The organism is Sphingobacterium deserti (genome assembly GCF_000757725.1).
In the GTDB taxonomy this organism is placed as follows: domain Bacteria; phylum Bacteroidota; class Bacteroidia; order Sphingobacteriales; family Sphingobacteriaceae; genus Sphingobacterium; species Sphingobacterium deserti.
This window is the reverse complement of record NZ_JJMU01000065.1, coordinates 53,783-69,374: the sequence shown is the minus strand read 5'-3', so window position 1 is coordinate 69,374 and position 15,592 is coordinate 53,783. Positions and strand designations below refer to the sequence as shown.

17 protein-coding genes are annotated in these 15,592 nt (G+C 43.7%); 8 read left to right on the top strand and 9 right to left on the bottom strand.

Translation table 11 applies throughout. The features are described 5' to 3' along the window. Positions 1 to 2: 2 nt before the first annotated feature. From pstC to DI53_RS17005, 3 genes are read left to right on the top strand one after another with little or no spacing between them, the layout of a single operon-like run. Positions 3 to 893 (top strand): phosphate ABC transporter permease subunit PstC, encoded by an 891-nt coding sequence (pstC, locus tag DI53_RS17015; RefSeq protein WP_037502587.1) that lies wholly within the window; start codon positions 3 to 5, stop codon positions 891 to 893. Then, on the top strand, positions 890 to 1,744 hold the full coding sequence (locus DI53_RS17010; RefSeq protein WP_081939488.1) for a PstA family ABC transporter permease: 855 nt from the start codon (positions 890 to 892) through the stop codon (positions 1,742 to 1,744). Before pstC ends, DI53_RS17010 begins: the two co-directional genes overlap by 4 nt. Beyond that, a complete protein-coding gene (locus DI53_RS17005; RefSeq protein ID WP_037502585.1) occupies positions 1,699 to 2,508 on the top strand; it encodes a phosphate ABC transporter ATP-binding protein in 810 nt (269 codons plus the stop codon). The genes DI53_RS17010 and DI53_RS17005 overlap by 46 nt, the downstream gene beginning before the upstream one ends. A gap of 35 nt (positions 2,509 to 2,543) precedes the next feature. Here DI53_RS17005 and DI53_RS17000 read toward each other — a convergent pair whose 3' ends face one another. The 3 genes from DI53_RS17000 to rpsU form a co-directional block, all read right to left on the bottom strand. Beyond that, positions 2,544 to 3,380: a sulfurtransferase gene (locus tag DI53_RS17000; protein ID WP_037502582.1), complete on the bottom strand. Its 837-nt coding sequence runs from the start codon at positions 3,378 to 3,380 to the stop codon at positions 2,544 to 2,546. 19 nt (positions 3,381 to 3,399) lie between these two features. Next, the gene (locus tag DI53_RS16995; protein WP_052072520.1) at positions 3,400 to 4,737 is read right to left on the bottom strand and encodes an MFS transporter; all 1,338 of its coding nucleotides are present in this window, start codon (positions 4,735 to 4,737) and stop codon (positions 3,400 to 3,402) included. A 134-nt stretch (positions 4,738 to 4,871) separates the two neighbouring features. Then, positions 4,872 to 5,063 (bottom strand): 30S ribosomal protein S21, encoded by a 192-nt coding sequence (gene rpsU, locus DI53_RS16990; RefSeq protein ID WP_037502579.1) that lies wholly within the window; start codon positions 5,061 to 5,063, stop codon positions 4,872 to 4,874. A gap of 430 nt (positions 5,064 to 5,493) precedes the next feature. Between rpsU and DI53_RS16985 the strand changes: the two genes are divergently transcribed. After that, positions 5,494 to 5,964 carry a hypothetical protein gene (locus DI53_RS16985; RefSeq protein WP_037502576.1) on the top strand — a complete coding sequence of 157 codons (471 nt, stop codon included), beginning with the start codon at positions 5,494 to 5,496 and terminating at the stop codon, positions 5,962 to 5,964. Between the two features lie 67 nt (positions 5,965 to 6,031). Here DI53_RS16985 and DI53_RS16980 read toward each other — a convergent pair whose 3' ends face one another. Both DI53_RS16980 and DI53_RS16975 read right to left on the bottom strand, forming a co-directional pair. After that, a complete protein-coding gene (locus DI53_RS16980) occupies positions 6,032 to 6,295 on the bottom strand; it encodes a hypothetical protein (RefSeq protein ID WP_037502572.1) in 264 nt (87 codons plus the stop codon). 40 nt (positions 6,296 to 6,335) lie between these two features. Further along, positions 6,336 to 7,838 carry a DEAD/DEAH box helicase gene (locus DI53_RS16975; RefSeq protein WP_037502569.1) on the bottom strand — a complete coding sequence of 501 codons (1,503 nt, stop codon included), beginning with the start codon at positions 7,836 to 7,838 and terminating at the stop codon, positions 6,336 to 6,338. A gap of 209 nt (positions 7,839 to 8,047) precedes the next feature. Between DI53_RS16975 and DI53_RS16970 the strand changes: the two genes are divergently transcribed. The 4 genes from DI53_RS16970 (at position 8,048) to DI53_RS16955 (ending at position 10,964) form a co-directional block, all read left to right on the top strand. After that, positions 8,048 to 9,004 (top strand): TIGR03885 family FMN-dependent LLM class oxidoreductase, encoded by a 957-nt coding sequence (locus DI53_RS16970; protein ID WP_037502568.1) that lies wholly within the window; start codon positions 8,048 to 8,050, stop codon positions 9,002 to 9,004. Positions 9,005 to 9,385: 381 nt separating this feature from the next. Further along, positions 9,386 to 9,682: an SPW repeat domain-containing protein gene (locus DI53_RS20775; protein WP_420804750.1), complete on the top strand. Its 297-nt coding sequence runs from the start codon at positions 9,386 to 9,388 to the stop codon at positions 9,680 to 9,682. Between the two features lie 262 nt (positions 9,683 to 9,944). Continuing rightward, entirely contained in the window at positions 9,945 to 10,667 is a 723-nt protein-coding gene (locus DI53_RS16960) for a DUF421 domain-containing protein (protein WP_052072518.1), read from the top strand. Between the two features lie 78 nt (positions 10,668 to 10,745). Then, positions 10,746 to 10,964, top strand: coding sequence for a hypothetical protein (locus DI53_RS16955; protein WP_037502565.1), 219 nt, complete (start codon positions 10,746 to 10,748; stop codon positions 10,962 to 10,964). Positions 10,965 to 10,983: 19 nt separating this feature from the next. Here DI53_RS16955 and DI53_RS16950 read toward each other — a convergent pair whose 3' ends face one another. From DI53_RS16950 to DI53_RS16935, 4 genes are all read right to left on the bottom strand, one after another. Further along, complete coding sequence (locus DI53_RS16950) at positions 10,984 to 12,234, bottom strand: YeiH family protein (RefSeq protein ID WP_037502562.1); 1,251 nt, start codon at positions 12,232 to 12,234, stop codon at positions 10,984 to 10,986. Between the two features lie 73 nt (positions 12,235 to 12,307). Continuing rightward, the gene (locus DI53_RS16945) at positions 12,308 to 13,735 is read right to left on the bottom strand and encodes a phytoene desaturase family protein (RefSeq protein WP_037502559.1); all 1,428 of its coding nucleotides are present in this window, start codon (positions 13,733 to 13,735) and stop codon (positions 12,308 to 12,310) included. A gap of 9 nt (positions 13,736 to 13,744) precedes the next feature. After that, positions 13,745 to 14,998 carry a sulfite dehydrogenase gene (gene soxC, locus DI53_RS16940; protein WP_052072517.1) on the bottom strand — a complete coding sequence of 418 codons (1,254 nt, stop codon included), beginning with the start codon at positions 14,996 to 14,998 and terminating at the stop codon, positions 13,745 to 13,747. Between the two features lie 6 nt (positions 14,999 to 15,004). Next, entirely contained in the window at positions 15,005 to 15,532 is a 528-nt protein-coding gene (locus DI53_RS16935; RefSeq protein WP_052072516.1) for a c-type cytochrome, read from the bottom strand. Positions 15,533 to 15,592 lie beyond the last annotated feature (60 nt).

The following is a 15,592-nucleotide window of genomic DNA, read 5'->3' as shown; positions in this document are numbered from 1 at the left end:
CTGTGAATTGGAGATTGATTAAAGACAAGTTGGCTCAGCGGAGTTTTGCACTGTTATTGATTCTATCAATAGTGGTTATCTTTTTGATTTTAGTGGGGTTGGTGACTAAATCAGTTCCACTGCTAAAAGCAGAAAGTCTTCTAAAAATATTATCGGGCAGTGTATGGTCGCCGATGAAGGGTGATTTCGGCTTTCTACCGTTTATTATGGGGACGGTATGGGTGACCATGATTTCCCTTGTTATCGCGGTTCCACTCTGCATACTGGCATCGGTCTATCTTGTAGAATATGCAAGTGAGACACTGCGGCGGATGGTGCTGCCTTTGATGAATGTGCTTGCAGCAATTCCACCCGTGCTATACGGTGTTTGGGGTGTGCTTTTCGTCGTCCCGATATTGGGCAACTACGTATCACCTTTGTTTGCTGTAGATACAACGGGCTACACCGTGTTTGCTGGCGGCATTGTGCTTGCCGTCATGATCTTTCCGATCATGATTAGTATCATGGTAGAGGTGCTGCAAACCATTCCGCATGAGCTAAAATCAGCATCCCTATCGTTGGGTGCCACAAAATGGGAAACCATCACCAAGGTGATCTTAATAAAGGCAAAGCCAGGTTTAATTGCTGCAATTGTGCTGGGCGTGTCGCGTGCTTTCGGAGAAACTATCGCGGTGCTGATGGTTTGCGGAAACATTCCTCAGCTGCCGAAGTCGCTTTTCGACGCAGGCTACCCTTTGCCAGCACTCATCGCAAACAACTTTGGTGAGATGATGTCTATCCCGCTGTATGATTCTGCCTTGATGTTTGCTGCGCTTTTATTATTCGTTCTCATTTTGGGTTTCAATTTAATTTCACGTATCATCTTAAACAGATTGGAGGAGAAAGCACAATGAGTAATGTGAAGAAAAGACTGCTAAAGGAAAAACTGGCGAAAGGTGCTATGCAGTTATCGGGCATGCTGATCACTGGATGCTTATTTTTCATCGTTGGAACAATTTTGTACAAAGGCCTGCCCTATCTTTCCTGGGAAATGATTTCGCAAACACCTCAGGGCGGTTTCTATATCGGGAAGGATGGTGGTATATTTAATGCGATTTTAGGTTCGCTATATCTCGCCAGCGTTTCTACGGCCTTGGCTACTTTAATCGGTGTTCCTATTTCCATTTATGTGCATATGTATGTCAAGAGTGGATCTTTTTTGGAAAGGGCCTGCAAGTTATTATTTGATGTTTTATTTGGCATTCCCTCGATTGTTTACGGCGCTATCGCCTTTAGTATCATGGTGTGGATGGGTATCCGCGCCTCGCTACTGGGCGGGATCATTACGATCACGCTATTAACCATACCTATCGTTGTTCGAACAATAGACGAGCTTCTAAAAACACTCCCGATTGATTTGAAGCATGTTACGTTCTCACTGGGGAGTACTCGTTGGGAGACAGCAAAGATGTTTTTACGCTATATCAGGCCAGGCATCTTCACAGCTGTATTGCTCGCCTTTGGCCGGGCCATTGGCGATGTTGCTGGCGTTTTGCTTACTACGGGTTTCAGTGACAATCTGCCCAAATACATCGATGAGCCCGCGGCGACGCTTCCATTAGCTATCTTTTTTCAGTTGAGCAGCCCTATTCCTGAAGTTCAGGGAAGAGCATATGCCTCAGCTTTAGTATTAACATTTATCATTTTAACCATCGTTATATGCACGCATATCCTAGCATCCAAACAGCAGAAGCACAAGATTTAACTGCTTTGTCCACGCCACATATACAGATCAAAGATTTGAATGTTATCATCGAAGGTAAACGCATTTTAAAAGACATAAACCTTTCGGTACCGAATAATTCGATTACATCAATTATCGGCCCCTCCGGCTGTGGTAAAACTACGCTTTTGAAAACTTTAAATCGCTTAGTTGATGATACCAAAGGTGTGGAAGTTAGCGGATCGGTACTCGTAAATGGCGAGGACATCTATGCGAAGGATGCGGAGGTGACGCATATTCGTAAGAAAATGGGCTTGTTATCGCAGAAACCTTTCCCCCTACCGATGTCCATATTCGATAATATAGCTTACGGGCCGCGTATTCATGGCGAACGGGATAAGAAAGTATTAAAGCATATTGTAGAAACACAATTACGCAATGTAGGTCTATGGGAAGAAGTTAAGGATCGGTTAGATGCTTCGGCCACACGGCTTTCCATTGGGCAGCAGCAACGGCTTTGTTTGGCGCGCGGGCTTGCGGTAAAGCCTGAAATAATCCTCGGTGATGAATCGACTTCGGCGCTTGACCCGCTCTCTACACAAACAATAGAGAACCTGCTCATTGAACTGAAGAAAGACTATACGATTGTACTGGTGACGCATATCCTTCGGCAAGCCCGCCGAGTATCAGACTATATCCTGTTTGTATACAATGGCGAGGCCGTGGAATTTGGTCGTACGGAAGACATATTGCTCAATCCGCAAAATGAAATTACCCGACAATATGTAAAAGGTTTTATCAGCTAGCCGCTGATGTATCTATCGCGGTAATACACACATTTCTATCGACCAAGCGCGATAGGTAGATCATTGCGCGACCATTCGCTCCAAGAGCCTACATATAAATTTGGAAGTGAATACCCGGCATGTGCTAAAGCCAGCAAGCTGTGACAGGCCGTGACACCCGAGCCGCAATGAACAACAATGTTCTCCACTTTTTTACCAGCTAGATGACGTTCATAAATGCGCTTTAGCTCACTTGGCTCTTTGAAAAGTCCATCGGCATTCAAATTATTATGGAATGGAATATTCACTGCCGTTGGGATGTGCCCGGCGATTAGATCCAGCGGTTCGCTAATTCCTTGATAACGAACTTCCTCACGTACATCAATAATTAGGCTATCTAGATCGTTGGTAAGCTGTTTGACATCGTGCAGGCTACAGAGCGGTAAGTCCCAATCCGTAAAGCTGTAAGATTTTTGTGTAGCAAAAATTGTCTCACCTGCAGCCACGGGAAAACCTGCTGCAACTGCAGCGTCGTAGCCTCCATTCAAGACCTGCACCTGCTTGATTCCTGCAGCTTTGGCCATCCACCAAAAACGGGCAGCAGCGTTAGCTCCATTCAATCGGTCATACACCACAACATAACTGCTGGCATCTATTCCGAGCTTGCTGAGCGTTTTCGAAAAATGCACAGTAGAAGGAAGCGGATGTCGTCCGCCATGTTTCGGATCTTCCAACGCGGATAAATCTTCGTTAAGATCGACAAATCTAGCCCCTTGTAAATGGCTTATGAGGTAGTTCGTTTTCGCATCTATGCCCGATGTAGCGTCGACTAAAACGAACGATGCATTAACGGCTATTTCTTGAAGTTTATTTACGCTGATAATAGGTTCCATAGTAATTTTGGTTTAAAGTCTAGTGAAATGACGACGCCTTTCTGGTATCTCTCATAAAAAGATAAACCAGCAAAGACACAAATATACATCCAGTGACGTAGTAAAAGAACAACTCCTCCTGATCGATATGTTTAAACCATAGCGCTACATACTCACAGGTGCCCCCAAAAATTGCTACAGTAAGCGAATAAGGCAATCCCACACCTAATGCACGTATGTTCGTCGGAAAAAGTTCGGCTTTTACAACCGCATTAATGGAGGTATAGCCACTCACAATGATCAACGCCAGCATTAAGATAAAAAATGCTATCCAACTATCTGTAGCGCTGTCTAGTTGGCCCAGTCTTGTTAGCATCGGCACCGTGAATAGTGTACCTAATATACCAAAAGCAATAAGGAGTGGCTTTCTTCCTATTTTGTCGGATAATGACCCAAACAGTGGCTGTAGTAGCGCAAAAAGCAGTAATGAACTAAAGGTTATCACAGTTGATTGTACCTTGGAAAAGCCTACACTGTTTATCAGGTACTTCTGCATATAGGTTGAGTAGGTATAGAAAGCTACCGTCCCACCTAGCGTAAGGCCAAACACTATAATAAGTGCTTTGGGGTGTTTAAGAAGTTCGGCGACTGAGCCGCTACGCCGTTTTACTTTTTTATCGGCAATCTCAGCTGTAGACTGAAAGGCATCTGTTTCGGCCATATGACTCCGCAAATAGAGAGCCACTAACGACAGCGCCGCGCCGATGATAAACGGGAGGCGCCAACCCCAATCGCTCATTTGTTCTTCGCTTAGCAGTAACTTTTGCATAATCAACTGAATCCCCAAGGCGATTAATTGACCTCCAATCAGCGTTACATACTGGAAGCTGGAGTAGAAACCTCGTTTGTCCGCTGTCGCCATCTCGCTCAGGTACGTTGCAGATGTGCCATACTCCCCGCCGACGCTTAGCCCTTGCAGCAAGCGAGCAACGAGCAATAAAATTGGAGCGAATAAACCTATGGACTGGTACGATGGCGTGAGCGCGATCAGCAGCGACCCGAAAGACATGAGCAATACGGACAAGGTCATCGAAAATTTCCGACCGGCTTTATCGGCTAAACTACCAAATATCCAGCCTCCTATAGGGCGCATCAAAAAGCCGACGGCGAATATCCCGGCGGTATTTAAAAGCTGTGCTGTTGCATTGCTTTCAGGGAAAAAAATTGGGGCGAAGTAGATGGAGAACGCGGAATAGGCATACCAGTCATACCATTCTACTAAATTACCTATTGACCCGCTTACAATGGCGCGCAGCCTAGTTACGGTCGGTTTTGGTTGTGTGTTTCGTCTTTTTGGTACGATGTGCATATGTCCCATATCCTATAACGGATAAATATACAGCAAATTAAAATTTCACAGAAATGATGTGATGGATTACATCTAGTGGTAGATTTTTGCAAAAAAAAAAGAGGACTATTACTAGTCCTCTCGCTATATCGAATAAACCGAAATTAACCGTTGTCTTGGTTTAATGACTGTTTGTAGATTGCTTTTTTAACTTGGGTACGACGAGTAACTGATCTTTTCTCGTATGCTTGACGTGAACGTAGTTCGCGCAATACACCAGTTTTCTCAAATTTCTTTTTGAAACGTTTTAACGCTCTATCTAAAGATTCTCCTTCTTTTACATTTACGATAATCATGTGCTATATATACCTCCTTTCGTGCCCTTTTAGTTTTTTTGTGAATGCAAAGATAGACATATTATTGGTAAAACAAAGCGCAAGAGGAAAATTATACGAGACTATTTACTACACTACCTTCAGCAAGCGAACGTCATGATCTTTTATAGTTATCAATTATCCGTGTTGGGATAGATCTCCGAATTTTTCATATAGCCGCTACTCCATCTGCAACATGTGCCCCTGTAGATAGCACGCTACAATAACTCTTTTTATTGGAAATAACCCTTCGCATACGATTCCAGTCAAAAATATTGGGATTCAGTGGTATACACACGAACGCATTTGCTTATTTACAAAGTTCGGGGTTATGTGACCGTACGCGGACAACTGATTGGTTATTTGACTCCATTTATTTCTCTACCTTTAGGGCAAAAACACTACATTGCACATGAAATTAGGTTCAAATTTGTCATGCTTTAAAATTCTTTTTTTCCTCTCTCTACTGCTTACTGATTCAAGCCAGCTATTGGCACAAAAAAAAGTAGCATTTAAAAGCAAGGATAATCTATCGCTTTTCTTCTCGAATCAAAAAGGGTCCAAGAATTGGACAACTATTACAATCAATAGTGGGCCACAGGGCAGTATATACTCGCTTAATGGTGCCGGCATGGAAAAGCCTGAGTCATTCGACATTAAGGACGCTTATTTACTTGACGACTCTTATTACGCCATTCCTCTAGATATTCAGGACACAGCGTTCTTCTTTTTTTTCTCTATTAAATATGGTCGAGCGCTTTTAATAAGTGATATAAAAAAGGGTGTGCCTATAAAAGTGGAATTGCGTGAGGCTTCGAAAAGCACTTTAGAAGGCCAGGTAAAAATCGAAAGCATGATTCCATTACTGCGTTTGCTTCTTTAGGAAGCACCAAGACAACCGCTATTGAGCAAATCTCGCAAAGCGTTACCTTTACACCGGTGTTAACCTATTAAAGCGTAGTATCTGCAAGAGTTCCAACCGCTTCTGTTTCTTCAGTAACAACAGCTTGACCATCAAAGGGGCGTTTGGACACAAGGGTGAGCACGCCTGTCAAAATAACGCTGTCCTCTATATCAATTTCTTTATAAATAGTATTGTCGCTGTCAACGAGCTCATAGGTCGCTACGCTGCCGGTCTGTTCTATAGGTGTTGCATAAACGTATAGCTCTTCCAGTAGGTCAAAGTCTTCTTTTCGAAATTTAAAAGCACTCATAATATTACGTATAGTTTTTAGATTTTTTTTGTGTTCATTATTACACAGCCGTCGGTAGCGTACGTCGTCCATACATGTAGCGCGTGATAATCTTTTTCAGACGTTCCTTATAGTCAGCTGTCAACCATTTGCTGTATTCCCGCGTCACGTTTCCGAGGCACTTGACGTAATCCTTTACACGCAGGTCTATCTCCTTATCCAGTAAATCCGTAAGCGCTAAAGCTTCGGTTATCGTGTGGGCATTTTCGGTACACATCTTGGCATGCTGTCTGATTGCATCTCGAATTACATTTTTGACCTTCTCTCCTCTCGCGAGGGTATCTTTATACGCTGAAAAAATATCAAAATTCACTTCCAGGCTGGCTGGGAATTTCGCACGAAGCTCGGGAGAAATCTGCCTTATCTCTGCGACAGACTCATGAATTTGACCTACATATTGCTCGGGATGTTCAAATACCTGTTGCCAGTCGATATCTTTATCCCATGCACCGAAACGTTCCGTATTATTGCCGAGATCGATAATTTGAAAGGTTCTTTTATTCGATAGACGTCGCGCACCGCGGCCTATCATTTGGTGATAGAGTGTGATGGAGGTAGTTGCTCGATTTAGAATAACGGTCTGTATAGTGGGCTCATCAAAACCGACGGTCAATAAAGAAACAGATGTCAGAATGGCGCCTTTTGTTTTCTTAAACCAACGTAAAATCTCAGCACGGTCGCGCGCCGATGTTTTATTATCCAAATGCTTTACTGGGTAACCTTCCGCATGGAAACATTCCGCTATCTTTTTTGATGTAATGATCCCACTGTTAAAAATCACGGTCTTTTTCTTTACCGCATGAGCCCGATATGCCTCCAACAATAAATTGATCATCGCATCCGATCCATACAGGGCGTCTGAGGTGCCTATGGTAAAATCTCCCGTATTACCTGTACGGAGCGTGTTTAACTCTACGTCGTATTCGCGCACGATGGGACGAGCCAAATAGCCTTCGGCTATCAGATTGGAAATGGATTGGCCGATAACTATTTCGGTGTAAAAGTCGCGCAAGGGCAGATTAACATCCGAGGATAGCGGTGTTGCCGTGACGCCTATTATGGCGGCATTCTTAAAACGAGAAAGCAGTTTTCTAAAGGAATTGTGATGGGCCTCATCTACAATAACTAACCCTACATCCCGCGTATCAAAAAGTCCGTCATTAATGCGTCGCTTTAATGTTTCGACCATCGCCACATAACAACTGAATCCCTCTTTCCGTCCAATCCTTTTCACAGCACTATCTATCACTTTATTGGCGACGGCGCTTTTTTGTAGTGCTTTGCTCGTCTGTTTGCATAGCTCAGCCCTATGGGTCAAAATAACAACCTTTTTGCCATATGCCTTTATAAAGTCACGTGCTATAGCAGAAAAAATAACTGTTTTACCGCCACCGGTTGGCAATTGGTATAACATTCGACAGTCGTGTCCGTTACAGCCAGTCATTTTTTCGAATAACAAATCTATGTCGTGCTGTTGATAATAATAGGGCTTTTGCTTTTGCATACGCTATGGCTGATTAAATTACTACTTGAACTATCCATCTTGCGGTATAGTTCTATCAGAAACCTAATTTTTTTGTTTAAATATTTTCTTTTCTACCCACAGCACGTCTTGATGTGTGCACATACCTTTATATTATACGTGCGTCTCTTTGGGTCAAAACCAAAAAGGTTTGTAAACCGTTCATTCAATACATTTGCAGCATACTACATATGATTAAAATCGGATATCACGCATCGCACGAACAATTCTCACCAAAGGCTTTATTACAATTTGCACAACGTGCCGAAAACAATGGATTTGACCTGGTCACATCTTCCGACCATTTTCATCCCTGGACAGAAAAAGATGCGCACAGTGGCTTTGCATGGAGCTGGCTCGGAGCAGCCATGCAAGCCGTTAACCTTGAGTTTGGGATTGTCACGTCCCCCGCCCCGCGTTATCATCCAGCAATTATTGCCCAAGCCGTAGCCACACTAAACCAAATGTTTGACAATAGGCTATGGATTGCAGCGGGTAGCGGCCAAGCGATGAACGAGAATATCACGGGTGAGCTGTGGCCGAACAAAGACACGCGAAACCAGCGGTTGGCAGAGAGTGTATCCATTATGCGACGGCTTTGGAAAGGCGAAGAAGTAAGTGCTGATGGAATAGTCAAACTGGCCAATGCAAAGCTTTATACCTTGCCTACCGCTATGCCGCAGGTGGTCGGTGCGGCATTATCTGCCGCGACAGCTTCCTGGATCGGCACTTGGGCAGAAGGCCTGATTACGATAAATCACCCGGATGACAAACTCAAAAAAATTATAAAGGCTTTTCGCACAGAAAACCCTGCGGGTGACATGGCTATAAAAATTCAAGTATCTTTTGCTGACAGTCTAAATGATGCTGAACAATTGGCATGGGAAAGCTGGCGCAACAATATATTGGGGAGCAGCATACAGGCGGAGTTATCTCAACCTAAATTTTTTGATGAAGCTGGCCAGTTTGTTCGTGCGGATGATATGAAGGAGCACGTTTTATTAGGCACATCTGCCGACACGTATATATATGCAATACAGAAGTATCGGGAGATGGGTTTCAGCAAGATTACATTTCATAACGTTAATCCGCATCAAGAAGCTTTTATCGATATGATGGGGAGCGATGTTCTTCCTAGAGTACGTTAACCTGTGTAAGATTGAGATTTTATCATTTAATCACGGAGTGACACAAAAGATATAGTGGCGAACAGTCGTTGACTGCAACAACATCCGTTGACTTTTCTAAGATTAGATACAACTGTTCTCTGAACTTTAGCGCAACAAAAACGATCGAAACATTGGTAATTCCGTTACGAGTCAGGGTATTGATAACCTGTTCCATAGGTCTTATCGTATTTGTAAATACTGAAATTCTGCAATAAATACCTATTGCGAAGGGTAAAGTGAACGATATCGCTGCTGGCGTATTCAGTAGGTAAAGAAATAGCGATGAAAAAGATTATACCTACGAAAGCACATGCTGTGATGGACTATGGCAGTGCCATCATTTTACTGACAGGACCCTGAATTTTATTATTCGATGACGACCCAAAAGCAAAATATGCATTTGTGTTTGTGGGGGCGTTTATTTTGATACAGTCGTTATTCACTAACTACGAAGGAGGCTTAGTAAAAATCATTCCTGTGAAGTTTCATTTAACAATGGACGTATTACTTGGCATCGCCTTGATCCTGTCCCCATGGTTGTTCGGATTCGCCGAACAGACCTGGCTATGGCATGTTTTAATGGGAGGAATGAGTGTTTTTGCTGGATTGTTTACTAGTAGCAAAATACCTGAGTTCTTATCCATGAAAGGGATGTAAATCCCTATGATCTCAAATTTGGGTTGGGCTTACGAATTCATCTAATTTTTTTCATCGTAAATCCAACCTATAACTGCTACTATATTATCTTATCTGGAACCACCTTTGCAGAATACTACTGACCGCCGAAAGGTTAATTTACACTGATCTCATTAGTCATAATGGAGAAAAATAATTAGCTGTTAAATCTTTAGTTGCAGACAATTGTTATAACAACAAAGACAATCCAACAATCTGTTGTTATACAATAATTCATAGATAAATGTATAGTTTGGCCCAACTTGTCCTATTGCATACGCAAATAGGTAACTTTCTGAAGGAAATGTTTATGGATGATATGAACTGGCAATTTGCGTTGCACATCGTTCTTAAAGCACTGGTCATGTTCAGCATCATCCTTTTGTTTCTGCGTCTTACTGGAAAAAAAGGAATTCGGCAACTAAGCATTTTTGAAGTAGCCATCATCATCGCTTTGGGTTCGGCGGCCGGAGATCCCATGGTTGACGAGAAAATGGCCGTTGTACCCTCGGTCATCGCCTTTGCAACCATTTTAGGATTTTACAGAGCCATAACTTTTATTGCTGCAAAATCCAGCAAAGCGGAACGAATCATCGAGGGAACGCCTATTTACGTCGTGGAAGATGGGATGTTTTCCATGGATGCTAAAGAAGCACATACCTTTGCTAAAGACGAATTTTTTGCGGAAATGCGCGAAGCGGGAATCTCGCAAGTAGGACAGGTAAAAACAGCTATATTAGAACCGAACGGGAAAGTGAGCTTTTTTTATTATCCAGATAATGAGGTCTTATTCGGCCTCCCTATCTTGCCCAGGGATTATGAAAAAAAAACAACGGAAATACATACAAAAGCTCATTATGCCTGCAGCAACTGCGGATTCACCACTCTTTTGGAAGAAACAGTTCCTTGCGATCGATGTCAACATAGCATTTGGGTTGTCGCTTCTGATGAAAAACGAGTTGGGTAATGCAACTTAGCAAGCACATAAAGTTATTTTTTCAAACTTATTTGTATAAATTCCGTTCGTTAGGGTAAAGGCACGACTATGTTTACATCTTCCGAAATCCACATTATAAACATCCTTCGCAACGGCGTCGGCTATCGCAATTTGCCAACAAGTGCGCACTATTCGGACAGCGATATAAAAAATGCCATAAGGCAACTTATGCAAAAGGGCATCATCAAAAAAGCGAAGGCCAATGTGCTAAATTGGCCCATTGAAAATCATATGCTCACGGACTACGGAGAGATGTACCCATTATAGCAGGGCTACGCGCAAATCCTTATCCAAATAATATCACCGCAATAACAAGGGTGATAGCGATATTGAACGTTTGCGCAATTAGAAAAGCGTACAATGGCTTCTTGCTTTCATGGCCGAACAGGTCTTTAATATTTGTTTCTAAACCAATGGAGGTAAAGGCGAGCGCGAACCATAATCCCTGTATGCTTTTTAAACTATCTTTTACATTGGCATATGTATCTTCAGAAACTGCAAAGGAAAACAATAGCGATGCAAATACGAATCCAAGTACAAATTTTGGGAAACGTTCCCAGATAATTGATAAAGTTGGCTTCTCGACATGTTCCGCTTTCTTGGCGCTATTGTATGTCCAGTAAATACTGATTGCAAAGGCAGCAATTCCTAACAGTACATTCTGAGAGAATTTTACGATCGTACTTATTTTTAGGGCTTCCTCACCTACTAAGGAACCAGAAGCGACTACCGCGCCAGTTGTATCGATACTTCCGCCTAGCCATGCCCCTGTTACGGCCTGCGACAAGCCCATCCAATCTGCAATATACGGCATAAAAATCATCATTGGAATAGCGGTGATTAGCACGAGTGATATGACATATGACAGCTTTTTGCTGTCGCCTTCAATCGCGCCAGAGGTTGCAATGGCGGCGGAAACGCCGCAGATCGATACAGCGCTAGATAACATCAAGGACATTTCTTTATCTATCTTCAATTTCTTGCACAACCAAAATGCAAAATACCATACGGAAAGCACAACGAGAAGGGCTTGAACCAAACCCCGCGCACCCGCTTCTAAAATGTCTCCGAAGATAACGGATGTTCCGAGCAATATAAGACCTATTTTCACATAGAACTCCGCATTTAAAACTGCCTTAAACCAGATGGGTAGTTTGAAAAGGTTACTAATTAGCAAACCAATAGCCAAGCTAAAGATAACAGCTTCCAGATTAAACTCTTTTACCACGCTGTTGCCCGCAAAAAACAGGGCAATTAACGAAAGTAGAAACACGACGGGTACCACAATGACCGTCGCACGGATACTCTTTCCGAGAAGCAATGCCCCAATGACCGCAGTGAGTAGCACCAGTAAAAACTGATAGCCTATAGCCTGTAAATTTGCGCTTTGTAAAACTGTGGTTTGAAATTCCGAAACATTTGTCCAGTTAAAATTGGGTTTTGGTACAATAAGGCCTAATAAACTTAAGAAGATGGTACCTAGCCCTAAGAGGACAACTACCCAATCTTCCGGAAGCGTTATTTTTCGTGTAGACATTTTTTTTAAAATTTTCTATAAAATATTCAGTTAGTGAGTTGTTATTTTTAGTAGCTGACCAAAGCTATGCTTTTCATCCATAGTGATCGTGCAGTGCTGTTTTTGCAGCATGGAATCCGCACATCCCGTGAACACCACCCCCAGGAGGTGTCGATGAGGAGCAGATATAGATATTTTTTTGTGAGGTGCGGTATGGCGTTAAACTTAGCGTAGGCCGCGTGTAAAGCTGCGTAAGGTCCATCAAACCGCCATTAATGTCACCACCCACATAATTGGGGTTATATTGTTGCAGCTCCATGCTATTAAAGCTGTGCGTAGCTACGATTGTGTCTTTAAAGCCCGGCGCAAAACGCTCCACTTGGCTTTCGATAGCAGCCGTCATATCCTGTGTTGATCCATTAGGCACATGGCAGTATGCCCAACCTACATGTTTTCCTTCCGGTGCCCGACTGCTGTCAAACAGACTGGGCTGACTAAAAAGAACAAAGGGCTTCTCGACGTGCTTTCCTCTACTGGTCTCCCATTCATTATCGGCAATCTCCGTAAAGGTATTTCCCAAATGTACGGTCCCGGCCTGCCGTGTGTGAGCATTTGTAAATGGTGTAGGTTCTGATAAAGCCCAGTCTACCTTGAATACCCCCATTCCATACCTGAAACGGGATAACTGCCTTTTATAGCTATTAGACCATTCTACGCCTTTTAGTTGCAACAATTGCCTTGGTGTGATGTCCAGTATTAAAAGTTCGTGTTTAGGCAAAGCGTTAACGTCGTCGAGCCAAAAACCCGTTTTTAGCTCGCCTCCCAAAGTCTTGTAATAACTAAGCAGGGCTTTTGCAATTGACTTTGACCCGCCTTTTGGCACCGGCCAACCATAGCGATGCCCTACGGCTGACAAAACTATGCCTATAGCTGCCGTACTAAAGTTAATAAGTGGCTGTATGCCATGGGCGGCCATGCCAGCCCACAATGCTTTCCCCTGCTCGGTAGCGAAACGTTTTGCAATCCAAGAGGCAGGTTGTAGGGCATCTAAGCCAAAAGACGCTAACCGCAATGGATCTTTAGGAAAACGTAAGGGCCCCATGGTATCTTGGGCTAGGGTTTCCCAATGATCAACAACGGATCGCATCAGTCGGCTATACACCGGGGCATCTTTGCCAAGATGCTGTAGCGTGGCCGACCAATCTTGATACAACAGACCCGCACTGCCATCATCTAAAGGATGCGCTGCCGCGATCGCTGGATAAAGAAGTTCCAGACCGTGGTCAATCAGTGGCAGGGAGCGAAAAAAAGGCGAAGCCATTGCCATCGGATGGATGGCGGAACAGACGTCGTGCATGTAGCCCGGCACCGTAAGTTCCTTTGTCCGTAAACCGCCCCCAATATCGTCAGCACCTTCAATAAGTAGCGTCGACTTCCCAGCACGTTGCAACGTTATGGCTGCCGCCAAGCCGTTAGGTCCCGAGCCAACTACCACAGCATCATAGTGTTTTTCAATTCCCATTCAATTACATCAATTTATCTCTTCTATCTTCGCCAAGTACGCTGCGCCATTTCTTTCGATGTCCCAGCCTACTACCGGATTAAAGTGGTACCCCCCTTTAGTCTCTCGCGCTTTTACAAGCTCGTTGTATGTAGGTTGCACGTATCCAGTTTCATCGATCACCTTACTTAATATCCGGGTAGGCTTACCATCCCAATTCCACATCAGCCGGAAGGCAGTATGTGCTTTCTCTAAAACGGGCCCCTGTATATGTGCTTCATGCCAATGTTCGCCGTTGTCGGTACTTACCAGCACCTGCTTCACTTTTCCACGCCCGCTCCAGGCAATACCCCGAATTTCTTGCCAACCCTTTTCGATTTTCTTCGGATAAGCCGGATACGTAATTATCGATCGCGCATCCATCACTAAACTAAACATTCTAATCTTACCATCTTTAATTTTTTCGGTATATTTTGATGTTTCTTCTCGCGTCATGACGGGTTTATCGGTTAACTCAATCCGTCGTAGCCATTTAATCTGTGTATTTCCTTCAAATCCGGGAATTACCAATCGCATCGGGTAGCCTTGTTGGGGGCGAATCGCCTCTCCGTTTTGCCCGTAAGCAATGATCGCTTCCGGAAGTGCTTCCTGCAGCGGAACACTGCGCGCCATAAGCGCGCCATCTGCGCCCTCCGCCAAAAACCATTTCGCAGACGATTTTACACCCAAATCCCGTAATATCGTTGAAAGCAACACCCCCGTCCATTCACTTTGACTTGTTAAGCCGCAGACTTCCTGAGGCGTCATCTCTCGTTTGCCATAACGGAAATTTCCAGAACATTCAATAAAGCAAATTCGGGATACAGAAGGGTAACGCTTTAGATCTGCCAAGGTCAACCGTATAGGTTTTTCGAGTAATCCATGTATAAGGAGCTCATGCTTTTCGGGATCGATTTCCGGTATCCCGGCATGATGTCGTTCGAAATGTAGATCTGCTGGCGTGATGGTTCCGTATAGATCTTGGAGCGGCGTTCTTGCAGATGTTGTTGAAATCAGCTTCTTGGGCTTTTCAAAAGCCGATCGATATCCCACTTCAGCCGTTGATCTTCCTTGTACTTTACTCGGATCCACAAAGATCTGCGAGGGCACATCGGGCTCGATTATTTGATTTTTAGTTTGAATATAAAAATAACTGGCAAAACCAATACTTGCTGCCAGTACTATCAAAACTACAATCCATAATGCTCGCTCACGCCACCAGCTTGTTCGTACGCTATTTTTCATTCGTAATTATTTAATTTCAGGGCCACCTTTCCGATCATCAATTACATAGCGTTTACGCGCAGGCATTTCAATTTTCGGAAGTGTTTTCGCGTTGATAACTTCGTTTGCTTCAATAATCTTGTTTAGGTATAACAGATAGGCCGTTATATCATACACCTCCTGATCGCTAAGCGAACCCGGTGCATTAAATGGCATTGCCCGCCGAACATAATCGAAGATCGTGGTGGCATATGGCCAATAATTACCGATCGTGTTTTTGCCTGTGCTGTCAGTAACCAGCTTATCATAAGGGCCTTCGTAGCCGTTTATTCCATGGCAGGAAGCACACTTTTGATGATAGAGCTTGCTTCCTGCTTTGACTGTGCCAGAACCTTCTTTAGGCAATCCTTTGCCATCCGGACGCACATCGATATCCCATTTGGCTATGAATTGCTGATCTGCCAACTTCCCTAATCTGAATCGAGACGGCCATGTCTTACGATAGTTTTCTAAACCATCGTCCCAACTGGAATGATAGACGTCTACGCTATCCATCGCCCTTTGTTCGTCTTTTTCAAATGCGCAGCGCGTGAAACAGCAACTCACTAGCAGCAG